The 26,714-nt window shown below is 51.6% G+C and carries 29 protein-coding genes; 6 read left to right on the top strand and 23 right to left on the bottom strand.

Annotated elements, in window-relative coordinates; genetic code table 11:
• Positions 1-8: 8 nt before the first annotated feature.
• From emrA to FEM44_RS03200, 13 genes are all read right to left on the bottom strand, one after another.
• Positions 9-1,181 carry a multidrug efflux MFS transporter periplasmic adaptor subunit EmrA gene (gene emrA / locus FEM44_RS03260; protein WP_135521374.1) on the bottom strand — a complete coding sequence of 391 codons (1,173 nt, stop codon included), beginning with the start codon at positions 1,179-1,181 and terminating at the stop codon, positions 9-11.
• Positions 1,182-1,307: 126 nt separating this feature from the next.
• Complete coding sequence (gene emrR / locus FEM44_RS03255; protein WP_000378441.1) at positions 1,308-1,838, bottom strand: multidrug efflux transporter EmrAB transcriptional repressor EmrR; 531 nt, start codon at positions 1,836-1,838, stop codon at positions 1,308-1,310.
• A gap of 90 nt (positions 1,839-1,928) precedes the next feature.
• The gene (gene ygaH / locus FEM44_RS03250; protein WP_130210894.1) at positions 1,929-2,264 is read right to left on the bottom strand and encodes an L-valine transporter subunit YgaH; all 336 of its coding nucleotides are present in this window, start codon (positions 2,262-2,264) and stop codon (positions 1,929-1,931) included.
• The gene (ygaZ, locus tag FEM44_RS03245) at positions 2,254-2,991 is read right to left on the bottom strand and encodes an L-valine exporter subunit YgaZ (protein ID WP_138158854.1); all 738 of its coding nucleotides are present in this window, start codon (positions 2,989-2,991) and stop codon (positions 2,254-2,256) included. Before ygaZ ends, ygaH begins: the two co-directional genes overlap by 11 nt.
• A gap of 123 nt (positions 2,992-3,114) precedes the next feature.
• Positions 3,115-4,299, bottom strand: a complete 1,185-nt coding sequence (locus tag FEM44_RS03240) for an MFS transporter (protein WP_135521377.1) — start codon at positions 4,297-4,299, stop codon at positions 3,115-3,117.
• Between the two features lie 452 nt (positions 4,300-4,751).
• Positions 4,752-5,744, bottom strand: coding sequence for a glycine betaine/L-proline ABC transporter substrate-binding protein ProX (gene proX / locus FEM44_RS03235; protein ID WP_001216525.1), 993 nt, complete (start codon positions 5,742-5,744; stop codon positions 4,752-4,754).
• Positions 5,745-5,800: 56 nt separating this feature from the next.
• Positions 5,801-6,865: a glycine betaine/L-proline ABC transporter permease ProW gene (proW, locus tag FEM44_RS03230; protein ID WP_135521380.1), complete on the bottom strand. Its 1,065-nt coding sequence runs from the start codon at positions 6,863-6,865 to the stop codon at positions 5,801-5,803.
• Positions 6,858-8,060, bottom strand: a complete 1,203-nt coding sequence (gene proV / locus FEM44_RS03225) for a glycine betaine/L-proline ABC transporter ATP-binding protein ProV (RefSeq protein ID WP_130221558.1) — start codon at positions 8,058-8,060, stop codon at positions 6,858-6,860. Before proV ends, proW begins: the two co-directional genes overlap by 8 nt.
• Positions 8,061-8,416: 356 nt before the next feature.
• Positions 8,417-9,376, bottom strand: coding sequence for a class 1b ribonucleoside-diphosphate reductase subunit beta (gene nrdF / locus FEM44_RS03220; protein ID WP_135521383.1), 960 nt, complete (start codon positions 9,374-9,376; stop codon positions 8,417-8,419).
• Between the two features lie 138 nt (positions 9,377-9,514).
• Complete coding sequence (nrdE, locus tag FEM44_RS03215) at positions 9,515-11,659, bottom strand: class 1b ribonucleoside-diphosphate reductase subunit alpha (protein WP_135521386.1); 2,145 nt, start codon at positions 11,657-11,659, stop codon at positions 9,515-9,517.
• Entirely contained in the window at positions 11,632-12,042 is a 411-nt protein-coding gene (nrdI, locus tag FEM44_RS03210) for a class Ib ribonucleoside-diphosphate reductase assembly flavoprotein NrdI (RefSeq protein ID WP_135521389.1), read from the bottom strand. The genes nrdE and nrdI overlap by 28 nt, the downstream gene beginning before the upstream one ends.
• Positions 12,039-12,284, bottom strand: coding sequence for a glutaredoxin-like protein NrdH (gene nrdH, locus FEM44_RS03205; protein WP_135521392.1), 246 nt, complete (start codon positions 12,282-12,284; stop codon positions 12,039-12,041). Before nrdH ends, nrdI begins: the two co-directional genes overlap by 4 nt.
• 207 nt (positions 12,285-12,491) lie before the next feature.
• A complete protein-coding gene (locus FEM44_RS03200; RefSeq protein WP_130208077.1) occupies positions 12,492-12,923 on the bottom strand; it encodes a carboxymuconolactone decarboxylase family protein in 432 nt (143 codons plus the stop codon).
• 87 nt (positions 12,924-13,010) lie between these two features.
• Between FEM44_RS03200 and pdxR the strand changes: the two genes are divergently transcribed.
• A complete protein-coding gene (pdxR, locus tag FEM44_RS03195) occupies positions 13,011-14,345 on the top strand; it encodes a MocR-like pyridoxine biosynthesis transcription factor PdxR (RefSeq protein ID WP_135521394.1) in 1,335 nt (444 codons plus the stop codon).
• Between the two features lie 102 nt (positions 14,346-14,447).
• On the opposite strand, the gene tnpA is transcribed toward pdxR, so the two are convergent.
• Positions 14,448-14,864 carry an IS200/IS605 family transposase gene (gene tnpA / locus FEM44_RS03190; RefSeq protein WP_167850647.1) on the bottom strand — a complete coding sequence of 139 codons (417 nt, stop codon included), beginning with the start codon at positions 14,862-14,864 and terminating at the stop codon, positions 14,448-14,450.
• A 22-nt stretch (positions 14,865-14,886) separates the two neighbouring features.
• Between tnpA and FEM44_RS03185 the strand changes: the two genes are divergently transcribed.
• Positions 14,887-16,095, top strand: a complete 1,209-nt coding sequence (locus FEM44_RS03185; protein WP_135521396.1) for an RNA-guided endonuclease InsQ/TnpB family protein — start codon at positions 14,887-14,889, stop codon at positions 16,093-16,095.
• Positions 16,096-16,148: 53 nt separating this feature from the next.
• Here FEM44_RS03185 and FEM44_RS03180 read toward each other — a convergent pair whose 3' ends face one another.
• Positions 16,149-16,478, bottom strand: a complete 330-nt coding sequence (locus FEM44_RS03180; RefSeq protein ID WP_135521399.1) for a DUF883 domain-containing protein — start codon at positions 16,476-16,478, stop codon at positions 16,149-16,151.
• A 151-nt stretch (positions 16,479-16,629) separates the two neighbouring features.
• Between FEM44_RS03180 and FEM44_RS03175 the strand changes: the two genes are divergently transcribed.
• Positions 16,630-16,974, top strand: coding sequence for a DUF2002 family protein (locus tag FEM44_RS03175; protein ID WP_130221564.1), 345 nt, complete (start codon positions 16,630-16,632; stop codon positions 16,972-16,974).
• Between the two features lie 37 nt (positions 16,975-17,011).
• Here the strand turns inward: FEM44_RS03175 and alaE are convergent, their stop codons facing one another.
• The gene (alaE, locus tag FEM44_RS03170) at positions 17,012-17,461 is read right to left on the bottom strand and encodes an L-alanine exporter AlaE (protein ID WP_064529915.1); all 450 of its coding nucleotides are present in this window, start codon (positions 17,459-17,461) and stop codon (positions 17,012-17,014) included.
• Positions 17,462-18,123: 662 nt separating this feature from the next.
• On the opposite strand from alaE, the gene stpA reads away from it, so the two are divergent.
• Positions 18,124-18,525, top strand: a complete 402-nt coding sequence (gene stpA, locus FEM44_RS03165) for a DNA-binding protein StpA (RefSeq protein WP_064529914.1) — start codon at positions 18,124-18,126, stop codon at positions 18,523-18,525.
• A 46-nt stretch (positions 18,526-18,571) separates the two neighbouring features.
• Here the strand turns inward: stpA and FEM44_RS03160 are convergent, their stop codons facing one another.
• Positions 18,572-19,096, bottom strand: a complete 525-nt coding sequence (locus tag FEM44_RS03160; RefSeq protein WP_135521402.1) for a rhodanese family protein — start codon at positions 19,094-19,096, stop codon at positions 18,572-18,574.
• 9 nt (positions 19,097-19,105) lie between these two features.
• Positions 19,106-19,405 (bottom strand): ArsR/SmtB family transcription factor, encoded by a 300-nt coding sequence (locus FEM44_RS03155; RefSeq protein WP_130208087.1) that lies wholly within the window; start codon positions 19,403-19,405, stop codon positions 19,106-19,108.
• A gap of 182 nt (positions 19,406-19,587) precedes the next feature.
• On the opposite strand from FEM44_RS03155, the gene FEM44_RS03150 reads away from it, so the two are divergent.
• Both FEM44_RS03150 and kbp read left to right on the top strand, forming a co-directional pair.
• Positions 19,588-19,746 (top strand): YqaE/Pmp3 family membrane protein, encoded by a 159-nt coding sequence (locus FEM44_RS03150; protein ID WP_000508177.1) that lies wholly within the window; start codon positions 19,588-19,590, stop codon positions 19,744-19,746.
• 82 nt (positions 19,747-19,828) lie between these two features.
• Positions 19,829-20,275, top strand: coding sequence for a potassium binding protein Kbp (gene kbp, locus FEM44_RS03145; RefSeq protein ID WP_064529911.1), 447 nt, complete (start codon positions 19,829-19,831; stop codon positions 20,273-20,275).
• Between the two features lie 6 nt (positions 20,276-20,281).
• Here the strand turns inward: kbp and csiR are convergent, their stop codons facing one another.
• The 5 genes from csiR to lhgO form a co-directional block, all read right to left on the bottom strand.
• Complete coding sequence (gene csiR / locus FEM44_RS03140) at positions 20,282-20,941, bottom strand: DNA-binding transcriptional regulator CsiR (RefSeq protein WP_135521405.1); 660 nt, start codon at positions 20,939-20,941, stop codon at positions 20,282-20,284.
• A 20-nt stretch (positions 20,942-20,961) separates the two neighbouring features.
• The gene (gene gabP / locus FEM44_RS03135) at positions 20,962-22,362 is read right to left on the bottom strand and encodes a GABA permease (RefSeq protein ID WP_135521407.1); all 1,401 of its coding nucleotides are present in this window, start codon (positions 22,360-22,362) and stop codon (positions 20,962-20,964) included.
• Positions 22,363-22,672: 310 nt separating this feature from the next.
• Positions 22,673-23,953: a 4-aminobutyrate--2-oxoglutarate transaminase gene (gene gabT / locus FEM44_RS03130; protein WP_135521413.1), complete on the bottom strand. Its 1,281-nt coding sequence runs from the start codon at positions 23,951-23,953 to the stop codon at positions 22,673-22,675.
• Positions 23,954-23,966: 13 nt separating this feature from the next.
• The gene (gene gabD, locus FEM44_RS03125; RefSeq protein WP_135521415.1) at positions 23,967-25,415 is read right to left on the bottom strand and encodes an NADP-dependent succinate-semialdehyde dehydrogenase; all 1,449 of its coding nucleotides are present in this window, start codon (positions 25,413-25,415) and stop codon (positions 23,967-23,969) included.
• A gap of 22 nt (positions 25,416-25,437) precedes the next feature.
• Complete coding sequence (lhgO, locus tag FEM44_RS03120; RefSeq protein ID WP_135521417.1) at positions 25,438-26,706, bottom strand: L-2-hydroxyglutarate oxidase; 1,269 nt, start codon at positions 26,704-26,706, stop codon at positions 25,438-25,440.
• Positions 26,707-26,714: the final 8 nt, after the last annotated feature.

Below are 26,714 nucleotides of genomic sequence, written 5' to 3'. Positions count from 1 at the left end.
CCTCTGGATTAGCCAGCGTTAGCTTTTACGATGTCGTCGATCAGTTTATTGACAGGCTCCAGGCTGATTTCACGTGCGGTGCTTACCGCGACCGGTGTGGAGCGTACTTTGTTTGCCAGTACTTGACCGTCACGGTTAGTGGTATTGACGCTCACCAGCGTGGATAAACCGATACGCAGCGGGTATTGCTCCAGCTGTTTTTGGTCCAGTTCGATACGAACAGGCAGACGCTGAACGACTTTGATCCAGTTACCGGTGGCGTTTTGCGCCGGAAGCAGCGAGAACGCGCTACCCGTACCCATATCCAGACCAACCACTTTACCGGTGTATTTCACATCATCGCCGTAAATATCGGTGGTGATGGTGACCGGCTGACCGATGCGCATATTGGCAATCTGCGTCTCTTTAAAGTTGGCATCCACCCACATATTCGTGGCTGGAACGACCGCCATCAGCGGCGTCGTTGGGCTAATTTGTGCACCAGGCTGTACTGCGCGACGGGAGACATAACCAGTCATCGGGCTGACAATACGGGTACGCTCCAGCGCCAGCCAGGCATTACGCACTTCAGTGGCAGCCTGTTGCACGGCAGGCTGATCTTCCAGTTTAGTACCCAAAATCATCGCCTGATTGGCATTGTATTGTTGAATGGCGACATCCAGCTGCGCCTGGGCGCTGGTGACGGCGTCGCGGGCGTGTTGCAGCTCTTCGCGGCCAATCAGGTTGGCATTGCCCAGCGGCACGCGACGGTTGTAGTCACTCTGAGCTTTGGCGAGGGCGATTTTCTGCACCTCAATATTTGCCTGCAACTGTTTGCTGTTAATCATCAGCTGGTGGGTTTGACGTACGCTGGAAGCCAGCGCAGTTTTGGCTTTTTCAAACGCCTGGCGAGCATCCGTCGGGTCGAGAGTGACCAGCACATCGCCTTCTTTTACAAAATCGGTGTTATCGGCCCAGACTTTCGTCACACTGCCTGACACCTGAGACATAATTTGAATCTGATTTCCTGCCACGTATGCGTCATCCGTTTCTTCGAAATGACGCAGTACCAAAAACCAATAAATCCCTATCGCTACGGCAATAATAATAAAGAGCAAGGTGAGAAGGAGGAGCAGACGCTTACGTTTGCCGCTCTTCTTTACCGGTTGCTGCGGGGTTTGTGTCTCCGCATTTGCGCTCATAGTATTCTCCACGATCTTCTTAACTCATCGGCTGAGCCGACCTGCTTGCCAAAAAGGCCAGCACGTTGCGATGCTGGCCGGTCAGTTTTTCTTTTATAAGTCTGGATTTTTGAGCGAGATGACGCGTTAGCTCATCGCTTCGAGAACAGCACCGTCTTGTTCCATCTGATCGAGACGGGAGAGCAATTTGCGGGTGATTTGCTCGAGCTGATCTTTTTCTGTTGTGCTGAGCGCGGACCAGAGTTGATGCAGGCAGTTATGCTGCGGCGGTAAAACCTCGCGCAAAAACTCGTGACCTTTTTCCGTTAATTGCAGATGCAGGCAGCGGCGATCGTTATCGCTTTCACGACGTTCGATCCAGCCACGTTTTTCCAGTTCATCGGCAATACGCGTCGCATTGGTACGGGATGATCCAAGAGCACAGCTCAGTTCAGAAGGCTGAATACTGTGGTTTTCCTGAGACTCCAGCGTAATCAACGCCATAAACAACGTCTCGTTAATCCCCTGAGCCTTCAGCATTTTATTGCGGTTTTCCAGCAGCTTGCTTTGCATATGCATGCAAAGACGGGTCAGAAGGATCTCCTGATAAGGAAAATCTTCGTGGCGGCTGGCGCGAAATTTTAGCATTTGTTCAATGGGCGTAAACGAACTATCCATTTGGGTATGACCTCATTAATTTCAGCCGATATAGTAACGACAGTGACAAATAAAGTAAATGTATTGTTTTAGAAAAATGATTCTTGTGGTCTATAGAAACGTCATCACTTTCCACGTCAGCCCGTAGGCCAGCGCACTCAATAAAGTGGGAATAATGATGCTGCGTGTTTTATAGAAACTGGCTCCCAGTACCGCAAAACCGACCAGCGTGGGTACGAAACGGCGTGAATCGTGTATCACTTCTGGTGCGGTAGAGACAACCAGCAGAGCGCAAATCGAGGCGATGCCAATGGTGTCGAGCAAAATACCCACTGCGCCGCGCTTGGTTGGGCGGGCATTGCCCACTCGCAGGCGTAGGGGTAAATAGCGGAAGCAGTAATTCGCCGCGCCAACCAGTAATCCAAGCAGCAGAACCTCATAGCTCATCAGGTGCTCCTTGCCAGAATGACTGGATTAACGCAGTGAGGCAGCCAAAGACAATGCCTGCCAGAATGGCGACGGGAATAGAAAATAGCGTTACGCCAGCAAGGGCACCAACTAACGCTGCGGTAACGCAAAGAGATTGTTTGCGCTGGAAAGAGGCGAGCAGAAAACTCATAAAGAGTGCCGGCAGCATAAAGCCTAATGCTGCTTCGACGGCTGGATAACCTTGCAGCAAACCGCTGCCCGAAAATGCCCCTATTACCGTACCAAATACCCACGATGACCATGAACTGAAGGCAATGCCGATCATCCAGTTTTCGCTCCAACGGCGATTATTACGTACTAGTTTTGCCGTTGCTGCGGCAAAAACTTCGTCCGTCAGGCCAAACGCCCACACTGCGGTTTTCGATTTTTGCAGGCGTTGAACAATGCGGCTACGCAACGATGGACCATACAGTACATGGCGAACATCCATTGCCATAACGGTCAATGCGGCTACCCACAAGCTACTACCAGCTGCCAGCATTGCGGTGATGACAAACTGGCTCGCTCCTGCATAAATAATGCAGGAGAAAAAAACGCTTTCCAGGGGAGAGAATCCCAGACGGGTCGCATTCAGACCAAATGCAAAGGCCACCGGAATATAACTAATAACAATCGGTAAACTGTCTTTGCAGCCTTCCATGAAGGTCGCCGAACCAGAAGCAGGCAGTGGAGTAGGGCTTACCATAGAGTGTACGCTTAACGATTGTTAATATTATTAATAGTCTGGATGAATATCCTAACCTTATCAGACTGATGGGATTCTTAACACCCTTATAAGTGTAAAGCCACGAAAACGGTTGCTGATTGCTTAATTTGCGACTTCCTGACGATGAAAACCTCGCCACCAGACCAGTAAATTCAACAGGGCAAGTGACGCACCTGCCAGGCAAACGCCAGCCCAACCGGCATGTTGCCAGGCGGATGCCGAGATCAGCGAACCAGCAGCACCGCCAATAAAGTAGCTGGTCATGTAACCTGCGGTCAGGCGATTACGCGCATCAGGATGAATACGATAAATCACGGTTTGATTGGTGATATGCACGCCCTGCACGGTGAGATCCAGTATCAGAATGCCGATAATTAGTGCCAGTACGGAAGCGTGTCCAAACCAGATCGCCAACCATGAAAGTAACAACAGCAGCAGACCAAACGTTGTTGTGAGATGCGATTTGCCCTTATCGGCAAAACCGCCCGCCGGGCGAGCGCCCAACGCCCCGGCAGCTCCCGCAAGCCCAAACAGACCAATTACGCCATCGCTGTAATTAAAAGGCGGCGCGGCGAGCAAAAAAGCCATTGATGTCCAGAGAATGCTGAAGTTGGCAAAGGTCAGGCAGCCCAGCAACGCGCGAGTGCGCAGGATCTTATCGCTGATAAACATCCTGAAAACGGAACCAAGCAACTGTGGGTAGTTGAGGTGGGTTTCAGATTTCATTTGTGGCAGGCCGCGCCATAACGCCAGTGCCATCAGTGCCATTAACACCGATGCGACCCAAAAGACGGTGCGCCAGCCGCCGAGATTTGCCAGCAACCCGGCAACGGTACGCGCCAGCAAAATCCCCAGCAGCAGGCCACTCATAATGGTGCCAACCACCTTGCCGCGTTTGTCCGGTGAAGCCAGCGTCGCCGCCAGCGGAACCAGAATTTGTGCCACGACCGAGAATAAACCGGTTAATGCCGTACCGAGGATCATCATCGCCAGCGACTGACTGCTGGCGGTAATCAACATACCGCCTGCTGCCAGTAAGGTCATGGTGACAATCAGGCGGCGGCGTTCAAACATATCACCGAGGGGAACAAGAAACAGCAGACCTGCGGCATAGCCCAACTGCGCGGCTGTAACAATAAAGCCTGCCGAACTGGCGGAAAGGGAAAAGTTACGCGCGATGGTGTCGAGCAATGGCTGTGCGTAATAATTGCTGGCGACCGCCAGACCGGTGGCGATCGACATTAGCACGATCAGCGCCGGGCTAAGCTCATGATTGGGTTTAGTCATTATTTTTGTTTATCAGGTGATGATTAGTCTGGAAACCAATAATAGCGGATGTTGATGAATATGGGATGAAAGATAGCTTGTTGAAATGTGCGGGTAATGGGGAGAGGGTATTTGAAGGTGAAATATGTCACTAAGGCAAATGTTACGTTCACTTCCAGACTATAGCTACTTTGTCACTATTTTGCTGGTGAACGTGCCAGGGTGGCTCAGTCGCCACCACCCTGGCGACCCAGGCTTTTGGCACAAAATCGCCGCTACGCGGTACATTCGACTTATTTCTTACAGCTATCGGGTACGGGCGCGAGGTAACATCCCTGTAAGACGCGCCCTCGCCGCGCATCCCTGCGCGTCGCCCCGGCCTTCAGAAAACGTCTCATCGATTTTCAGCCGGATTAAAACCATCGCTGCAATTGTTTTACTCACATGAGCATTATCTGCGCAGTTATCAATATTTACTTCTGCGCTGCCAGCGCCTCATTCACCCAGCCATCGAATTGCTGCTGGTGGGCTTTGATCCAGCCATCAACGTGGCCCTGAATATCGCCTTCTGAGGCTTTGCCGTCATGCATAATGGCGTTCTGGGCGTTAATATCTGCCACTGGTAACTGCATAATGGCAAACAGTTTCGCTGCTGCCGGGTTTTTCTCGGCCCAGGCTTTGTTGGCAACGATATGCATGGTGCTGACCGGGAAGCCGTAATTTGCGCCATTCGGCAGTTTGGTATCAGCGTTTTTATCACCCGGCAGGGCGGAGAACGGCACCTGCAACCAGACCACATCTTTCCCCGGCTTCAGTTCGTTACTCACCCAGTACGGCGTCCAGGTGTAGTAAAAGACCGGCTTACCCTCTTTGTAGCGACTGATGGTGTCGGCCATCATCGCCGCATAGTTCCCCTGATTATGCGTCACGGTATTGGTCAGTTCATACGCAGCAAGCTGGTGGTTGATGGCACCTTCGCAGCCCCAGCCTGGGTTACAGCCGGTTAAATCCGCTTTGCCATCGCCGTTGGTATCGAACAGTTTAGCGATCTTCGGATCTTTCAGTTGCGCGATGTTGGTGATTTTGTACTGGTCGGCAGTTTTCTTATCGATCAGGTAACCTTGTGCCGCGCCGTTAACAAATACCCCTTCACGATAAAATTTCTTATCGCCACCGGCAGCTTCGTACATGTTGTCATGCAGTGGCGTCCAGTTCACGGCGGTAAAGGTCGCATCGCCAGATGCAAGCGAGGTATAGCCAACGTTGTAATCCACTTCGCTGGGTTTATTGACGGTATAACCTAATTTTTCCAGCGCACGACTAACCAGCAGCGTCTGGAAGGTTTCTTCAGTGATGGTGCTCTGAACCGGGTTAACGGTAATGCCTTTGCCCGGCAGATCGGCAGCAAAAGTTTGTGTAGAGATAAGCGTGGCAAACGCTGTCGCAAAAAGTACGCTATGTCGCATTGTTATTCCTTTTTTTGGCAGGGTGATATGCCCGGCGTCACCGGGCAAGTGCAGAGTTACTTAATGAATGGACGGGTCAGCAGACCGACAGGGCCAGTGGTGTACCAGCGACGGTTGCCGCGACTGCGTGAGTCGCGCCCAACGGCCTGCGTCAGGCGGTCGAGGATAATGGCGAGGATCACAATCCCGACGCCGCCGACGGTGGCAAGCCCCATGTCCAGACGACCGATGCCGCGCAGTACCATCTGACCAAGCCCGCCGACGGCAATCATCGAGGCAATGACCACCATAGAAAGAGCCAGCATCAGCGTCTGGTTAACGCCCGCCATAATGGTCGGCATCGCCAGCGGTAACTGAACTTTGAACAGCATCTGGCGCGGGCTGGCACCGAATGAGCGCGAGGCTTCAATCAGATCCGCCGGAACCTGGTTAATCCCCAGAATAGTCAGGCGGATAATCGGCGGCAGAGCAAAGATGATGGTCACCACCACGCCCGGCACGTTGCCGATACCAAACAGCATGACGATTGGCACCAGATAGACAAACGCCGGCGTGGTCTGCATGGCATCAAGCAGTGGACGAATAATTTTCGCCGCTCGCGGACTTCTCGCCAGCCAGATCCCCAACGGCAAACCGATGACGATACAGAACAGCAGGGCGGTTAACACCAGCGCCAGAGTAACCATTGCCTGCGACCAGGCACCGATTGCGCCGATGGCAATTAGCGAAACCAGCGTCGCAACACCCATTCCTACCCCGGAAATTTGCCAGGCGATGAGAGCGAAAACGATAATCGCCACCGGCGCGGGCATACCCAGCAGCAATTGCTGGAAACCGTTGAGGATGTAATCGACCGGAACGCGCACGCCCTGGAAGACGGGACGGAAATGGGTAACGACCCAGTCGATCCCTTCAGTGACCCAACTGTCGAGTGGGATCAGCGTCTTATGGAACGGATCGAGAATGTTAAAATGCTCAACGTTTGGCGCAGGCGTGCTGGTCAGCCAGTCGGCGCCGCCAGCGTCAGTCGGCGTAGCAGCCGGTGTACCCCAGGCATCTGCGGATTGTGCGGCACTGTCCGCCGCTGGTGTGGTATCCCACGGATTGTTTTGATCAGCCATTATTTACCCCCTCACGATCTAAAGCGCGCAGCAGCATTCCTTTCGAAATGATGCCGACATACTGTTGGTCCTCGTCGACCACGGGCACCGCACAGGGTGCCTGTCCGACATGAGAGAGCAACTCGCTAAGAGGCGTTTGCGCATCGACCGCTAACGGCGCATCAATCAGCGCCGCATCAAGACCTTGCTGCTGCGTTAACGCGGTTTTAAGCGAATCGATAGACACTGCGCCGACAAACTTATTACCGCGTTCGATAACGTAGCCATATTCGCGATCTTCATCCTGCAATAATTTCAGTGCCGAACGCGGGCCGAAGCCAGGGGTTTTACGAATTAAGCCATTAGGGCTGCGGCGGGCAATATCTTTCGCACTGAATACCTGACTAATATCGACGCCACGGAAGAAGGTGCGGACATAATCATTCGCTGGATTATTGAGAATTTCATCCGGTGTGCCGACCTGTACCACTTCGCCATTTTGCATAATGGCAATTCGGTCGCCAATACGCATGGCTTCATCGAGATCGTGGGAAATAAAGACAATGGTGCGCTGATGTTTCGCCTGTAATTTTACCAGCTCATCCTGCATCTCGGTGCGAATTAATGGGTCGAGCGCCGAGAAGGCTTCGTCCATTAATAATATATCCGGATTAATCGCTAGCGCGCGGGCTAATCCGACGCGTTGACGCATCCCGCCAGAGAGTTCATCCGGGTAGCTGTGGGCATAATTTTCCAGCCCGACCTGACGCAGTGCATCAATGGCTTTTTCCCGGCGTTCTTCGGCATTAATTCCGGCCAATTCCATACCGAACGCAGTATTGTCCAGCACGGTCATATGCGGCATTAAGGCAAAGGACTGGAAGACCATCGCAATCTTTTTTCTGCGCACCTCACGGAGTTCGGCGTCGGATATTTTGGCAATATCCACACCATCAATCAGCACTTGCCCGCGGGTGGGTTCAATCAGGCGATTGAGAAGGCGTACCATTGTGGATTTACCCGAGCCGGATAATCCCATGATGACAAATATCTCGCCTTCTTCAATGGCCAGACTGGCGTCTTTTACGCCAAGCGATAGCCCAGTTTTTTCCAGAATTTGTTCTTTTGAAAGTCCTTGTTCGATATATTTGAACGCTCGCTGTGGATGCTCGCCAAATATTTTATAAAGATTTTTAATTTCTAATTTAATTGCCATGCAATAGAAAGATTCCTGTTATTTGTTTATGTCGATATATTACCCAATGGAAATAGTCACTTTTTTCTACCCTAACATACTGAGAATCTGAGGCAACCCCTGATGGCAAATGTGGCATGAATATTGATGCGAGCAAATTGCCGGAATTTCCCGTGATATAAGGGCTGAGAGCAAATCGAGAAAAATTGATATTTTTTGTTATAGATAGCGAAAAAACGCCTGAATATTGTAGTTTCAGGCGAATAATGCAACAGAGAGTCAGTGTAGATCACCACAAATTATTTGCGTGATATAAAGCTATTTGGCAGGAATTATTTCCCTGCTGCGGGTAGTGATATTTTTGAAAAATAACCCCGTCAGAAATTCCAGTCTTCATCTTCTGTTTCGACCGCTTTTCCCATCACATAAGAGGAGCCAGAGCCGGAAAAGAAGTCGTGATTTTCATCGGCATTCGGCGAAAGCGCGGCGAGGATTGCCGGATTCACTTCTGCCATTTCTGCCGGGAAAAGCGGTTCGTAGCCCAGATTCATCAACGCCTTATTGGCGTTGTAGCAGAGAAACGCTTTTACATCGTCAGCCCACGAGGTTTCGGCGTACAGCTCATCGGTGTATTGCAACTCGTTGTCATAAAGTTCCAGCAACAAATCGAAGGCGAAACTCTTCAATTCTTCACGTCGTGCCTGGGAGATCTTTTCCAGATTTTTCTGATATTTATAGCCGATGTAATAACCGTGGACTGCTTCATCGCGGATAATCAGACGGATCAGATCGGCGGTATTGGTTAGCTTACCGCGACTGGAAAAATACATCGGCAGCCAGAAGCCAGAATAGAACAAAAATGATTCAAGAAAGACACTGGCGATTTTCTTTTTCAGCGGATTATCGCCGCGATAATGTTGCTGAATAATCTGAGCTTTTCGCTGCAACGGCGCGTTTTCTTCACTCCAGGTGTAGGCGGCATCGACATCTTTTGTCTGGCACAGCGTCGAGAAAATCGAACTGTAAGAGCGGGCATGAACCGCTTCCATAAAGCTGATATTCGATAATACCGCCTCTTCATGAGGCGTGAGCGCATCGGGCATCAGCGAAGGCGCGCCGATAACATTTTGCAGCGTGTCGAGCAGCGTCAGGCCAGTAAAAACGCGCATCGTCAGTTGTTGTTCTACGGCACTTAATGTTTGCCACGCAGGAACATCGTTCGACAGCGGCACCTTTTCTGGTAGCCAGAAATTGCTGGTCAGGCGATTCCACACCTCCAGATCTTTATCGTCTGTTATCTTGTTCCAGTTGATGGCGCTGATACGTGAGAGTTTCATAGATATTCCTTAAAGCCGGACTCATCAGACTCCGATTTTTGGCAATGTGCGCTTTGTTCCTGCCAGATGCGGCGTGAACGCCTTATCCGGCCGACTAAATCATGCAAATTCAATATATTGCAATTATTTTTCAGTCTCTTAGAGCGAGCAGGAGACGCAGCCTTCAATTTCAGTGCCTTCCAGCGCCATCTGACGCAGGCGGATGTAGTAGAGCGTTTTGATCCCTTTGCGCCAGGCGTAAATCTGCGCTTTGTTGATATCGCGAGTGGTGGCGGTATCGGGGAAAAACAGCGTCAGCGACAGTCCCTGATCGACATGGCGAGTCGCTTCGGCGTAGGTGTCGATAATCTTTTCCGCACCAATTTCGTAAGCGTCCTGATACAGCGCCAGATTCTCATTCGTCATAAACGGGGCAGGGTAGTAAACGCGCCCGGTTTTGCCCTCTTTGCGGATCTCTACTTTCGCCACAATCGGATGAATACTCGACGTGGCATGGTTGATGTAAGAGATGGAACCGGTTGGTGGCACCGCCTGGAGATTCTGGTTGTAAATGCCGTAGCGCATCACGTCGTCGCGCAGCTGCGCCCACATCTCACGGGTAGGTAACGTAATTCCGCTGCGGGCAAACAGTTCGCCAACTTTCGCCGTTTTCGGCTGCCAGTTACCTTGCAAATATTGGCTAAAATATTCACCGTTGGCATAGCGTGACTGTTTGAACCCGGCGAAGGTTTCACCGCGTTCGCGCGCCAGCAACATTGAGGTACGCAGCGCGTGCCAGGTGATGGTGTAGAAATAGAGATTGGTGAAATCCAGAGCTTCCGGCGAACCATAGGTGATGCCTTCCCGCGCCAGATAACCGTGTAAATTCATCTGCCCCAGTCCGATGGCGTGTGAGGCGGCATTTCCGGCTTCGATGGACGGCACGCTGCGGATATGACTCATATCTGACACCGCTGTTAAACCGCGTACGGCGGTCTCTACTGTGCGGGCAAAGTCGGGGGAATCCATGGTGTGGGCAATATTCAACGAACCTAAATTGCAGGAAATATCATGGCCTGTACGGGCATAGTCGAGATTCTCGTCATACTCTGAGGCGCTGTTAACCTGCAAAATCTCTGAGCAGAGATTACTCATATTTATGCGCCCGGCGATAGGGTTAGCACGGTTAACCGTGTCTTCATACATGATGTAGGGATAGCCGGACTCAAACTGGATCTCCGCCAGTCGCTGGAAGAAATCACGGGCGTTGATGTATTTTTTACGGATGCGTTCATTGGCTACCAGTTCGGCATAGTGTTCACTGATGGCGATATCGGCAAACGGTTTGCCATAAACTCGCTCAACATCATAGGGCGAAAACAGTGCCATCTGCGCATTCTCTTTTGCCAGATGGAAAGTGATATCCGGGATCACTACGCCCAGCGACAGCGTTTTAATGCGGATTTTTTCGTCGGCATTTTCCCGTTTTGTATCGAGAAAACGCAGAATATCGGGATGATGGGCATGTAAATAGACTGCGCCAGCACCCTGACGAGCGCCGAGCTGGTTGGCATAAGAAAATGCGTCTTCCAGCATTTTCATCACCGGAATTACGCCAGAAGATTGATTTTCAATACGTTTAATTGGCGCGCCCGCTTCCCGCAGATTCGACAGCAAAAATGCCACGCCGCCGCCGCGTTTCGACAGTTGCAGTGCGGAATTTACCGCCCGGCCAATCGACTCCATATTGTCTTCAATACGCAGTAAAAAACAGGAAACCAGTTCGCCGCGCTGCTGTTTACCGCAGTTGAGGAATGTCGGTGTGGCAGGCTGAAAGCGTCCTGACAGCATCTCATCAGTCAGTTGCGTCGCTAGTGTTTCATCGCCTTGTGCCAGCGTCAGCGCCACCATCGTGACTCGATCGGCAAAATCTTCCAGATAACGCTTACCGTCGAATGTCTTCAACGTATAGCTGGTGTAAAACTTCCATGCCCCGAGGAATGTCTGAAAACGAAAACCGCTGGCGTGCGCGTGGGCAAACAGCGTAATGACAAAATCGCGAGAGTAGCGATTAAGAACGCTTTCATCATAGTAACCTTCGTTGACCAGCCAGTTCAGGCGCTGCTGCTGGTTACTGAAGGTCACACTGTTTGGACGCACATGCGTCGCCATAAAGGCGTCAACGGCCTGGCGATCTTTATCGAACTGAATGCGACCTGCGCTATCGTAAAGGTTAAGCATCGCATTCAGCGCGTGGTAATCCATCGTTTCCAGCGTCAGGCGTTCTGCGGTTGTCGTTGCCAAAATTCGGTTACTCCTTTACGAACGTTTTCGATATCGCTTTGCGTACCCATGAGTTCAAAGCGGTACAGCCACGGCACGCCGCATTTCCGGGCTATCACATCTCCGGCGCGGCCATACGCCTCCCCAAAGTTGCGATTACCCGAAGCAATAACGCCGCGCAGCAACGCCCGGTTATGCTCGTCGTTTAAAAAACGAATTACCTGTCGAGGCACCGCGCCAGCCGTACCGCCGCCGCCGTAAGAGGGCACGATCAGGATGTAAGGCTCGTCTACCTGAATCCGTTCCCGCTCATTGAGCGGGATGCGCACCGCGGGCAGCCCTAAACGTTCGATAAAACGCTGCGTATTTTTGGAGCTGCTGGAAAAGTAGACGAGCTGGCTCATGCACTGGCCGTGCGTGGCGATGGATGCAGACGGTTGATCATGTCCGGGCGGAAACCAGACCAGCGAAGATCGCCTGCAATCACAACCGGCAACTGACGAAAGCCCTGAGCACGCAACGCTTCTGCCGCTTCAGGGATGCGATCGACATTAATCATTTCAAAATCAAAGCCCCGGTTTTCCATCGCCCGTTTGGTGGCGTGGCACTGAACGCAATCGTTACGAGTGTAAATAGTAATGCGCATGATTCGTATTTCCGTTTAAAATGAAGATACGGCGCGATGATACGCGTCGGGTTGTCTCTCTGTTGATACAGAGATACTAGATGTAGTTGAAAAAAGATTCAACCACACAATATATAGCAAATAGTGGTCAGAGTTACCCTGGATATGAGCGTGACGGGGTAGGGGGATTGTTGTTCTATAGCCGGGTGATTACCCGGCATCAAGAAGTTACATGCGCATGGAAACGGCCAGACGGTTAAAACAATTCATCAGCCCGATGGCAAACGTTAAGTCGCTGATCTCTGCTGCACTGAAATATTCAAGCAAAGGCTGATAAACCTCGTCTTCCGCATGAGTTCGGGCAATATCGGTTACCGATTCCGCCCATGCCAGCGCCGCCCGCTCGCGATCGTCAAAATGATGGCTTACGCGCCAGCCTGCCAGGGCGTCCAGTTTGTGCTGTGGCACACCGGATTTGCGTAATGCTTTGCTGTGCATCTCCAGACAAAATGCGCAGCCGTTGATTTGCGAGACGCGCAAATAAATTAACTCCATCAGCGTGGTATCCAGCGCGCTATTTTCCAGTGCCGTTTTGGCCTGCACCAGTGCGTTATACACTGCCGGGCTAAGTTCGTAGTAAGGCTGACGTAATGTAGTCATACAGTTTCTCCTCTTATTAACGCCCGCAATGTAGCACTATAATGGACTGCTAAAGAGAGCCATAAATTACGTAAAAAAGCAGACCATATGCCACGTTATCAGGATATCGCCCGTCAGTTAAAAACGGCTATTGAGCAAGGGGAACTGAAACCTGGCGCAAGGCTACCTTCGAGTCGTACCTGGTCGCAGGAACTGGGTGTCTCTCGATCCACTGTCGAAAATGCGTATGCTGAGCTGGTGGCGCAAGGATGGCTGGTCAGGCGGGGACAGGCTGGCACATTTGTCAGTGAGCAGATACATCCGCAACAATCTGCTGTGGATGTCGTGGCTTTTGCTGGTGAAAGCCAGCAGCCACTGCCATTTCAATTGGGATTACCCGCACTCGATCTCTTTCCGCGAGAGCAGTGGGCGCGGGTGATGGGCCGCCGTCTGCGTACCCAGACACGCTTTGATTTGGCATTAGGCGATGTCTGCGGTGAGGCGGTGTTGCGCGAGGCAATAGTTGATTACTTACGCGTTTCACGTGGGATTGATTGTCAGCCAGAGCAGGTCTTTATCACTCATGGTTATGCGGCCTCAATGGCTTTAATTCTGCACGCGCTGGCGAAACCGGGAAACGGGATGTGGATGGAAGATCCCGGCTTTCCACTGATTCGCCCGATTGTCACTCGCCACGGTGTGGAAATTTTACCGGTGCCGGTTGATGGCAACGGACTGTATGTCACAAGCGGAATACAAAATTATCCTGATGCGCGTTTTGCTCTGATTACTCCGGCACACCAGAGCCCGCTGGGTGTGGCGCTCTCTTTAGCGCGCAGGCACCAGATGCTGGAATGGGCAGAGCGTAGTCAGGCATGGATTATTGAAGATGATTACGACAGCGAGTTTCGCTATCACGGTAAGCCGTTACCAGCGCTGAAAAGTCTCGACGCGCCACAACGGGTGATTTATGCCGGAACATTCAGTAAATCGCTGTTCCCGGCACTGCGCTGTGCGTGGCTGGTGGTGCCGGTGGAGCAGATTACGCAATTCCGCCAACAGGCGTCACTGGAGCCATGTGCTGTACCCGTACTGTGGCAGAACACACTGGCAGATTTCATTCGTGAGGGGCATTTCTGGCGGCATCTGAAGAAAATGCGTCAGCACTATGCTCAACGTCGGCAGTGGATTGAGCAGGCGTTGACGCAGCAGGGATTTCAGGTTGTGCCGCAAAAAGGCGGTATCCAGATGGTTATCAGCATGGTGGGCGATGATATTGCCCACGCGCGTAAAGCCAATGCTGCTGGCCTTGCGGTGCAGGCACTTAGCGACTGGCGTATCCGCTCAAATGGGGAAGGAGGATTGCTGCTCTCGTTTACCAATATCGTTAGCGAAAGTATGGCGCAGCAGGTGGCACAACAATTACGCAGTGCCTTAAGTTAAAAACCCCGAAGGCAGGCTTCGGGGCCAGGGACGTGTATTTATTATCCAGTGCGCCGTAAAACCCCGTCCATCAGGGCGGGAATATAAGGCGCGGTTTTCCACCTAACCAGGTGTTTGCTGTTGTTCAATGTATTGGCGGATGACGGATATTGGCGCACCTCCGCAGCTACTGGCAAAATAGCCAGGACTCCACAAAACGCCTTTGTAGTAATACCTGACTGCAATATCTGGTCGTTCTCGTCGCAGTAACCTACCCGATACGCCTTTGAGGCTGTTTACCAGACTGGATATCGCCAGTTTGGGAGGATAGTTAATTAACAAATGGACGTGATCTGGTTCGCCATCCATTTCAACCAGTTCAGCTTCAAAATCAGCACATACATTTGAAAAGTAAGTGCGTAGTTTTTCTGTCGCGTCATAGTCAAAAATCTGACGTCGGTATTTGGTTACAAAGACCAAATGAACATGCTTCAGGAAAACACAATGCCTTCCACGCCAGATATCGGTTTCTTTTTTCATAGGCCAAAGTATGATTTGGCCTATGAAACGACTACAAGCATTCAAATTCCAGTTAAGACCTGGTGGTCAACAGGAGCGTGAAATGAGGCGCTTCGCAGGCGCATGTCGTTTCGTTTTCAATCGTGCTCTGGCACGTCAGAATGAGAATCATGAGGCCGGTAATAAATACATCCCTTACGCGAAAATGGCTTCCTGGTTGGTTGAGTGGAAAAATGCCACTGAAACGCAATGGCTTAAAGATTCACCCTCACAGCCATTGCAACAGTCACTGAAAGACCTTGAGCGAGCTTACAAAAACTTCTTCCAGAATCGGGCTGCTTTTCCCCGATTCAAAAAGCGGGGACAGAATGATGCATTCCGCTATCCGCAGGGCGTTAAGCTCGATCAGGAAAACAGCCGTATTTTTCTGCCGAAACTTGGCTGGATTCGCTACCGGAACAGTCGTCAGGTCACGGGTGTTGTAAAAAATGTCACAGTCAGCCAGTCCTGCGGTAAGTGGTACATCAGTATTCAGACTGAAAGTGAAGTATCCACTCCTGTTCACCCTTCAGTATCAATGGTCGGACTGGATGCTGGCGTGGCTAAACTTGCAACGCTGTCAGATGGCACAGTCTTTGAGCCTGTAAACAGTTTCCAGAAAAACCAGAAAAAGCTGGCGAGACTTCAGCGACAGTTAAGCCGCAAGGTCAAATTCAGCAACAACTGGCAGAAGCAGAAACGCAAAATACAGTGTCTGCATTCCCGTATCGCAAATGTCCGCAGGGACTACCTTCACAAAGTCACAACGACAATCAGCAAAAACCACGCAATGATAGTCATTGAGGATTTGAAGGTCAGCAACATGTCAAAGTCAGCAGCGGGTACGGTCAGCCAGCCGGGGCGCAATGTCCGGGCAAAATCAGGTTTAAACCGTTCGATACTGGATCAGGGCTGGTATGAAATGCGCCGCCAGCTTGAGTACAAAGAGCTCTGGCGTGGCGGTCAGGTGCTTGCGGTTCCGCCAGCGTACACAAGCCAGCGTTGCGCGTGCTGTGGTCATACAGCGAAAGAAAATCGCCCGTCACAAAGTAAATTCGAGTGTCAGGCATGTGGATATACAGCGAACGCCGATGTAAATGGCGCTCGTAACATTTTAGCGGCGGGGCACGCCGTTGTAGCCTGTGGAGGGATGGAGCAGTCAGGCCGCCCGTTGAAGCAGGTACCCACCGAAATGATTCAGGCGACAGCCTGAACGTAGCAGGGATCCACGTCCTTCAGGACGTGGAGGATGTCAACATTGTTTCGCTACGATTTACGCATGCTTAACAACGCGCCGATAAAAATACCTACCGCAGCAGCTGTTCCCACACTACACCAGGGTCTTTCACGAACAAAAGAGTCTGCGCAGCCAACAGCATCGCGCGCGGCTTGCTGGACGCGAGTTCGACCATGCATCCGCGCCCTGGTTTCTTTCAGTAAAGCCTGAGCTTTACTGCGTGCGGCTTCGGCTTCCCCTTTGGCGTCGCTGCCCCAGGACGTCAATACAGATTCCAGGCTGTCAGCTAATTGATTGACATCATTCTGAATATCCTGCACGCCATCATCGACGTCGTTGCGGTTCGGTCTGTTAAACATATGATCTCCCATCAGGATTCAATGTAATTTTCAGTGTAGACCATAATTTTCTTAACAGAGATTCATCGTGGCTTTATGGACTTTTCTGAAAGCGTTGTGAATGCGCAATCAGGTAAGGTAGGGCCGCGGTAGATAATAACGAGGATAAAATATGTATTTACGACCAGACGAGGTGGCGCGCGTACTTGAGAAAGTCGGTTTTACCGTCGATGTGGTAACCCAGAAAACTTATGGTTATCGCCGTGGGGAAAATTATGTCTATGTTAATCGCGAAGCGCGAATGGGACGTACCGCACTGGTAATTCATCCCACGTTAAAAGAACGTAGTTCGACACTGGCAGAACCGGCTTCCGATATTAAAACTTGCGATCATTACCAGCAGTTCCCGCTCTATTTAGCGGGTGAGCGTCACGAGCATTACGGCATTCCACACGGTTTCAGCTCGCGTGTGGCGCTTGAACGTTATTTACATGGATTGTTTGGCGAAGCCAATTAAAGACGCGACTGGCATTGCCAGTCGCGACAAAGAAGGGTCAGGCTTTTACCTGCTGGTAACTGCTGACTTTGAACAGGCGGCGGCAGTAATCAAGGAAGTAGCCATAGACCGCACCCATCAACATCGAAACGACGATGTTTGAACTGACCGCGGCCATAATCTGGTGCCAACCCGCGCCCACGACGAGTAAGATTGCCATATATACCGGTGACTGGAACGTCACATAAGCCAGAATATCCGCAAGATTTTTTACCCAGCCCGACGAGCCAACTTTGCGTGCCATTCGCATAAATAGATCGCGGTACATACCGTATGGCCATGCAATTAAGATGTTCACCGGAATCGCTACCAGTCTGGAATAAAGGGACTGTTCGAAGCTCATTCCGGAGAGAAATACTTCGATAAACATGTTCACGACAGAACAGTAAACAACCATCGCGAACGTATCTGCTACTGCATGACGCAAGCGTGACTGCGGTGAGAACATGCCCATGCTCCTTAATAAACGCGAAATCGGATGAATGTGAATGCAGTGGTTTAAATTACCGCTTGCACTTTTGCATAGCGTATATCGCTGGCTATGACTTATCAATTAGTGAAAAATTTTTATTTCCTTGCCTTTTGTAGATAAAATATTCCGTAGTGGCGCATTTATTGTACATTCTGGATTTTTTTATGTCTTAAAAGATAATATTATTTTAAATCATTATGTTACGACGTAGTTCTGATATTTTTGGGCTGAGTGAACAAGGTGTGTTTACGCAGAAAAGCGTAGAGAATTCTGCTTAGGGGCGCGCCTGGCCTCATTCAGTATCTTTTATGTTGTAAAGCCTGTAATGGCAGCACAAAGTTTCAAGTTGACATGGCCAATATGTATTCTTTTTGTGTGCATATTTATGCTGATTGTGTGTTCCATTGTTAGTCAGGAGGTTGTATCGTACGCCGGAATACTCACCAGTAGCTGTAATAAGTAAGTTAAATGGCTGCTATATAATTTGCATATAAGCATTAATGCGTCAGCAAATAACGCGCGAAATAATATCCCTTCGCGATTGTAAATATATTAAATTTTGTGGAAATATAATAAGTGATCGCTTACACTACGCGGCGAAATACTTTTTGTTTTGGCGTTAAAAGGTTTTCTTTATTATGTCTGTAATGTTACAAAGCTTAAATAATATCCGCACCCTTCGTGCAATGGCTCGCGAATTCTCCATTGACGTTCTTGAAGAAATGCTCGAAAAATTCAGGGTTGTCACTAAAGAAAGACGTGAAGAAGAAGAACAGCAGCAGCGCGAACTGGCAGAACGCCAGGAAAAAATTAGCACCTGGCTGGAGCTGATGAAAGCTGATGGTATTAACCCAGAAGAGTTATTGGCTAACGGCACAGCTGCTCCGCGTGCAGGTAAAAAGCGTGAACCGCGTCCAGCAAAATATAAATTCACCGACTTCAATGGTGAAACCAAAACCTGGACCGGTCAGGGCCGTACGCCGAAGCCAATTGCTCAGGCGCTGGCAGAAGGTAAATCTCTCGACGATTTCCTGATCTAATCCCTGGCGCCGGATGCCGCCTCTATGGCGCATCCGGCGTTGCTTCTCAAGTTCGCTGATTCCACGGCATCTTGTCTAATAGCCTTGCCATCCCGCAAAAACCGCTGATTCCTGCAAACATTAATCCTGCGCCGACAAATCCACTTAATAAGAAGAAGCTGCTATTAATGGCATAACCCAGTACGACGCCGATTAATATTAAGCCGCCAGCGGCGATCTGTACCTGACGCATTAATGGCAACGGTTGAGATTTATTTTCTGCTACCTGCAATCCCGCTTTTTTCCAGCCATCGATCCCATCTTCCAGTAAAAAGACCTCTGCGGGGGCGGCAATCGCTGCTAATTTATCAGCGTTATTACGGGTGCGTTTACCCGCCTGACAGTGGAATATAATTTGTTCGCTACGTAATTTATCTGGAAGACCAGACTGTTCTATCACGGATAATGGTGCCAGAGAGGCTGCTGGAATATGTTCACGAAGATATTCGTCGGCATCACGAATATCGATTAACTTTGCACCATGCGCGATTAATTCTTGCGCGTCATGCGGTGAAATTGTTATCAAAGCCATCGTCACTCCTTACGGACAATAGATATTTTTCAGTGTGGCGATAATGGCATTTACCGCCTCATTTTTAATGGAATAAAGAATGCGTTGGGCGTCCCGCTGGCTGTCAATAAGTCCCTCGTCACGCATGCGAGCCAGATGCTGTGACGTGGCGGAGGCGCTAAGTCCGGTAATGCGAGCCAGTTCTCCGGCGCTGGTCCCTGGTGATCCGCAAAGCATGCACAGAATCAACAACCGTTTGGGGTGACTCATTGCTTTCAGTAAGGCCGCAGCCTGTTCGGCGCTGGCCTGTAGTTGGGCGAGTTCAGTCATAGTTATTTAAGTTTTTTCTAAATTAAGTAAATTCTAAACTAAAAGTTCAACGTATACCAGCGTCAGCAGCGTAAATGAGGGTAAACGTGTAGGCTGAAACTGTCAGGTTCCGCTAAAATTATTTCGCTTAGGAGATAAAATCTCTTTTTAAACAATGGTTAATTTTCTTATAGGGAGTACATATGGGTTTCTGGAGAATCGTCATCACCATCATTTTGCCGCCGCTCGGCGTGCTGCTGGGCAAAGGATTTGGTTGGGCGTTCATCATTAATATCTTGTTGACGCTGCTTGGGTATATCCCTGGCTTAATTCACGCTTTCTGGGTGCAAACCCGCGATTAACTCTGTGCTTACTCCGCGGCGTTAGTGCGCCGCGTTCCTCTGCTACACTTTCTGAGTGTTTCCGTTAACGAACGAGGTAACTATGGGTCTGTTCAATTTTGTGAAAGATGCCGGAGAAAAACTCTGGGATACAGTTACTGGTCAGCATGATAAAGACGATCAGGCGAAGAAGGTGCAGGAGCATCTGAACAAAACCGGCATTCCAGATGCGGATAAAGTAAATATCCAAATTACCGATGGCAAAGCGACGGTGACTGGTGATGGTTTGAGCCAGGAAGCGAAGGAAAAAATCCTTGTTGCGGTGGGGAATATTTCTGGTATCGCCAGCGTAGACGATCAGGTAAAAACTGCGACACCAGCCACTGCCAGCCAGTTTTATACCGTTAAGTCTGGCGACACTCTTAGCGCCATTTCCAAACAGGTCTATGGCAACGCCAATCTGTACAATAAAATCTTCGAAGCGAATAAACCGATGCTGAAAAGCCCGGATAAAATTTATCCGGGACAAGTGTTGCGTATTCCAGAGTAATAGCGGTTAGTCCGCCATCGCCTGCTGGATAATGGGAATCGGCGTCAGCAAATGCTGGCGCATTAACTCACTGGCGCGCGCGGCATCCCGCGCCAGCACAGCTTCGGTTAAAATTTGATGTTGGTTGTGTTTATCTTCCAGCATTTCCACGGAAAGTACCGTTCGCCGCAGCCAGATGAAGCGATAGCGCGCCGCCAGATCAAACAACCGTTCACGCATTTGCAGCAAATAGTGAGAACCACAGCCTGTCACAATTGCAGTATGAAACGCCTGATGACGCAGATCCCACTCATCAAGCATTTTCTCACTGGCGTCACAGGCCTCAAGCTTACTGAGCAGATGCGCCTTCGCAAGAACGTCTGCCTCCCACTCATCACTACCGCGGGCAATCGCCAGGCTTACCAGCATCGCTTCCATATTGGCACGGGCATCGAAAATATCGAGCAACTCCTGCTCTGACATAGACGCCACCCGATACCCTTTTTGATTCACCACCGTGACCAGTCGTTCTGCCACCAGTTGCGAAAGCGCTTCCCGCAACGGCCCGACGCCAAGTGCATAACGCGATGTCAGCAAACTCATCCGTAATTTTTCATCCGGCTGAAAATTGCCGCGAATAATATCGTTCTTCAGCCAGCGATAGCCATCCAGAGAGGTAATGGTCATGGTGTGACTCCTGATCATTATCAGCGCGTATTATGAATGGGTGTTTTTTGCCACATTATCAGCTTTTTCCAGCGAGCCATAATTGGCACGGTACAGATAATCCCTATCGCTAATAAGCCGGTGGAGATCACTTCTAACTGTTGCGCCGGGCGGAATAACATCACCACCAACACAAAGGTAATAAAGCCAATCACCAGCCAGGTAAGCCACGGATAAAGCCACATGCGCAGGCGAATTTCGCCGCCTTCCGCCAGCAGGATTTTACGCATCCGCAACTGCGAAATGGCGATGACTAAATAAACCAGCAGGGCAATAGCGCCTGAGCTGTCGATCAGGAATTTAAACACTTTCGCAGGCGCGTAATAATTCACTACCACCGTTAAAAACGCCGCGCCGGTTGAGAGTAATACTGCCACATACGGGGTTTTGCTGCGGTTGATTTTACCCATTACCGCTGGCGCATCCCCGCGACGGCTTAAGGAGTAGAGCATTCTTGACGCGGTATACAGCGCCGAGTTCAGGCAGCTGGTTACCGACAGCAAAATAACGCAATCCATGATGAATTTGGCATGCGGAATATTCAGCAGCTCCAGCACGGAACGGTAGGAACCCACAGTTTTCAGTCCTGGCATATTCCACGGAATGAGTGCCACGACGACAAAAATTGAACACAAATAGAAAATAGAGATACGCCAGATAACCGAGTTGGTGGCGCGTACAATATGTTTATCCGGCGTGTCAGATTCTGCTGCTGCGATGGTGACAATTTCCGCGCCCATAAACGAGAACATGGTGATTAGCATCGCGCTTAATACCGCGCCAAAGCCGTTCGGCATAAAGCCACCGCTATCCCACAATCTTGAAATACCGCTCACGTCGGCATACGGGTAGAAACCACTAATCGCTGCTGCGCCCAGCGCGATAAAGGCCAGGATGGCGATGACTTTGCACAGCGCCAGCCAGAACTCAAATTCGCCGTAGTTTTTGACGCTTAATAAATTACTGCCGGTTAAAGCGAGGGTGATGACCAGAGAAAATAACCAGATGGGAATGCCGGGAACCCATGAATGCAGGATCATAGCGGCGATGTTAGCCTCCAGTGGGATAACCAGTACCCAAAACCACCAGTACAGCCAGCCGATGGTATACCCTGCCCAGCGGCCAATTGCCTTGTCGGCATAGGTGGAAAAGGAGCCGGTGTCGGGCGTAGCAACCGCCATTTCCGCCAGCATCCGCATGATCATAACCACCAGTAATCCGGCGAACAGATAGGCCAGTAATACCGCCGGGCCCGCTTCGGCGATGGCGACGCTGGAACCGACAAACAGACTTGCGCCGATAACACCGGCAATAGACAACATGGTGACATGGCGTGATTTCAGCCCGCCGCCTAACTCATGTGGTTGCGATGATTGCCCCATCCTGAATCCTCTCGAAAGTGTGTCACTTGGGAGAGCGCCCCGACATTTCCCGCGTCGGGTCACGCGTTTAATTGAGGCGGTCAACAAATTCTCAAAAGCGAAAGCGGGATGGTTTTCTCCCTCTCCCTTAGGGAGAGGGCCGGGGTGAGGGTTTAGCAGCGTGTTTACCCCTCACCCTAACCCTCTCCCCAGAGGGGCGAGGGGACAGTCCGCAGCCATTGTTAACTTTGTCGATCGCCTCATCGTTATTATTTTTTACTGTATCGTTATCATTCCCTTAGCAACGGTTAACTCTTACAAACAGACATAGCTATTGCTTCGCCTCAGCAAAACACTGGCCGATGATCTCCAGACCCTGACGAATCTGAGCATCTTCAATGGTGAGCGGTACCAGGATGCGCAGCACGTTGTAATACGGGCCGCAGGAGAGAAGTATCAGGCCCTTATCACGGGCGCGTGCCACGATCTCGGCGGTGAGTTTGGCGTTGGGTTTACTGTGATCGCCATTTTCAAACAGCTCGATGGCGATCATCGCCCCCAGCCCGCGTACGTCGCCAATCTCCGGGTGTTTTTCGGCGATCGCCAATAAGCCGTCTTTTAGCTTTTGCCCCAGGTCGTTGGCTTTTTGCAGCAGATTTTCCTGCTCGAACACCTTCAACACTTCCAGCGCCGCCACGCAGGCAATCGGATTACCGGCATAGGTGCCGCCCAGGCCGCCCGGTGCGACAGCATCCATCACTTCCGCGCGCCCGGTGACGCCCGCCAGCGGGAAGCCACCTGCGATCGATTTCGCAAAGGTGGTGAGATCCGGCGCAACGCCCATCTGCTCCATCGCAAACAGCGTGCCGGTACGCCCCGCGCCGCTCTGTACTTCATCGGCAATCAGCATGATCCCGTGCTCGTCACATAGCGCGCGTAAACGCTGCATAAAGGCTGGCGTCGCGGCGTAGAAACCGCCTTCGCCCTGAACGGGCTCAATCACGATGGCGGCGATATCTTCCGGCGCCGCGTCATTTTTAAAAATTCGGTGGATACTGGCGATAGCGTCGTCTTCACTGATGTCGTGCAGCGGGCAAGGATAAAGCGCGCGATAAACATGGCCCGGCATCAGCCCCATACCCGCAGAGTACGGATTCACCTTGCCGGTCAGCGCCAGCGTGTAGTGCGTGCGCCCGTGATAAGCGCCGCTAAAGGCGATGGTGCCGCTGCGTTTGGTGGCAGCACGGGCGATTTTCACCGCGTTTTCCACCGCTTCCGAACCCGTGGTGACCAGCAGCGTTTTTTTGGCGAAATCGCCCGGTACTTTCTGATTCATTATTTCGCACAGCTCCAGATACGGCTCGTAAGCCAGCACCTGGAAGCAGGTGTGCGACAGTTTTTTCAACTGCGCTTCCACTGCCGCCACCACTTTCGGATGCAGGTGCCCGGTATTGAGCACCGCAATGCCGCCCGCGAAATCAAGATACTCACGGCCTTCAACGTCCCATACCCGGCAGTTTTCCGCGTGGTCAGCGAAAATCGGGTGAATTTGCCCAACGCCACGGGGAATCGCCTGACTGCGGCGCTGCATTAACTCTTTATTGCTGCTCATTCGCGTTCTCCAGTTAAAGACCGATGCACATATATTTGATTTCTAAGTAATCTTCGATGCCATACTTCGAACCTTCACGACCCAGACCCGAGGCTTTGATACCACCGAACGGGGCGACTTCATTGGAAATAATGCCGGTATTGATGCCAACGATGCCGTACTCCAGCGCCTCGCCCACGCGGAAGACGCGGCTTAAATCACTGGCGTAGAAATAGGCGGCAAGACCAAACTCGGTGTCATTGGCCTGCGCAATCACATCGGCTTCATCTTTAAAGCGGAATAGCGGGGCGAGGGGGCCGAACGTCTCTTCTTTCGACACTTTGGCGTTGGCCGGCACGTCCACCAGAATGGTCGGCTGGAAGAAGTTGCCGCCGCGTTCGTGCGCTTTACCACCGCAAACCACGCGCGCGCCTTTCTCCAGCGCATCGGCAATATGCTCTTCCACTTTTGCTACCGCTTTTTCATCGATTAGCGGCCCGATGGTGACGCCTTTATCCAGCCCGTCGCCGATGTGCAGTTTGCTCACCGCCTGCTGCAATTTTTCGGCAAAACGGTCATACACGCCGTCCTGCACGTATAAACGGTTGGCGCAAACGCAGGTTTGCCCGGCGTTGCGGAATTTTGAGGCCAGCGCGCCTTCCACGGCTTTATCGAGATCGGCATCGTCAAAGACGATAAACGGCGCGTTGCCGCCCAGCTCCAGCGACACTTTTTTGATGTCTTTCGCGCACTGTTCCATTAACTGGCGGCCAATTTCGGTCGAGCCGGTAAACGACAGCTTGCGCACCAGCGGGTTGCTGGTCAGTTCGTTACCGACCGCGCCCGCCGAGCCGGTAACCACGTTAAATACGCCAGCCGGAATGCCCGCGCGGATCGCCAGCTCCGCCAGCGCCAGCGCAGAGAACGGCGTCTGACTGGCGGGTTTCAGCACCATCGTGCAGCCTGCCGCCAGCGCCGGGCCAGCTTTACGGGTAATCATCGCCGCCGGGAAGTTCCACGGCGTGATAGCGGCGGTAACGCCAATCGGCTGCTTGATCACAATCAGGCGCTTATCGGCCTGATGACCTGGAATGGTGTCGCCATAAATACGCTTGCCTTCTTCGGCAAACCACTCAATAAAGGAAGCGGCGTAGCTGATTTCGCCTTTGGCTTCAGCCAGCGGTTTACCCTGTTCGAGGGTCATAAGGCGCGCTAAATCGTCCTGATGCTCCATCATCAAATTGAACCAGTTACGCAGAATATTGGCGCGTTCTTTGGCGGTGAGCGCACGCCAGGCGGGCAGGGCGCGGTTGGCGGCGTCGATAGCGGCGCGGGTTTCATCTGCGCCCATTTTCGGCACGCTACCCAGCTTGTCGCCGTTCGCCGGATTGGTAACGTCGATGACCTCGCCATTGTTGGCGTCCAGCCATTCCCCGTTTATCAACGCCTGCTGGCGGAATAAGTTACTGTCGTTAAGTTGCATTGTTACGTCCTGTTTTCAAAGGTTATTGATTAAATGCGGCGTGTAAGGCATCCACACTACGTGCCGCTCGCAGCGTGCGTCCGGGGTTACTCTGGCTTGCCAACAGCGTTTGTACCTTGCTGACAATATGCGCACCAATAGGAATTGCTGATGTCGCTGCCGGGGAGGGCGCATTGCAGGTGTGGATCGTGCGCGGGGTGGTGACAAACAGAAAATCGTCAATCAGCTTGCCGTCCGGCGATACCGCCTGCGCCCGCACACCGGCGGGCCAGGGCTGGAGATCGCTTAACGAAAGCCGGGGACAATACTTTTGCACCAGCCGCAGATAGCCGCTTTTGCACAGCGAGTTTTTCATCTCGCCCAGTCCTGAGCGTAGATGGTTTTGCAGCACCCGGCGAATCCCCGACGAGCCCAAAATCTCCAGCGTGTCGCTAAATGAGAAGTCGCGCTTGCGATAGCCTTCGCGTTTGAAAGCCAGCACCGCGTTTGGCCCTACGGTCACGCTGCCGTCGATCATCCGGGTGAGATGAACGCCTAAAAAGGGCATTGCCGGGTCGGGAATGGGGTAAATCAGGTGGTTAACAATCTGGTTATGCTCCGGCGCAAGGCGGAAATACTCGCCACGGAACGGGCAGATGATAAAGCCCGGTTCGAGGCCGAGCATTTTTACCAGCCGGTCAGCCATCAGCCCGGAACAGCTAATCAGCGTCGACGCTTCATATTCGCCGCCCTGACGGGTATGTATCACCACGCCATTTTTATGCTCATTAAGGCCGCTGACTTCGGCGTTATAGATAATCTCACCTCCTCTGGCCTGGAAGATTTTTGCCATCGCCGCTGTCACTTCGCGGTAGCTGACAATGCCGCTGGACGGCACAAAAATACCGCCGAGCCCGGTGATATTCGGTTCGCGCTCGCGCAGTTCGTCGGCGTTTAACCACTCGCGTTCAATACCGTTCGCCGCTGTACGTTCCCATAACGCGCGCATCCGTTCCATTTCGAGATCGGACGTGGCGACCAGCATCTTGCCGCAGTTGTCGTAGCGGATGCCGTTTTGATCGCAAAAGGCTTTGGTGGCGCGGTTTCCCGCCAGGCAAAACTGCGCCTTCAGGCTACCGGGCGTGTAATAAACCCCGGCATGGATCACGCCGCTGTTGTGGCCCGTCTGGTGACAGGCCGGGCCGGACTCTTTTTCCAGCAACGCAATGCGGGCGTCCGGATAGATATCAATCAGTTGCATGGCGGTCGACATGCCGATGATGCCGCCGCCAATAATCACAAAATCATACATCCGCTCAA

This window comes from Escherichia sp. E4742, from assembly GCF_005843885.1.
Lineage (GTDB): Bacteria > Pseudomonadota > Gammaproteobacteria > Enterobacterales > Enterobacteriaceae > Escherichia.
This window is presented reverse-complemented; position numbering and strand designations above follow the sequence as displayed.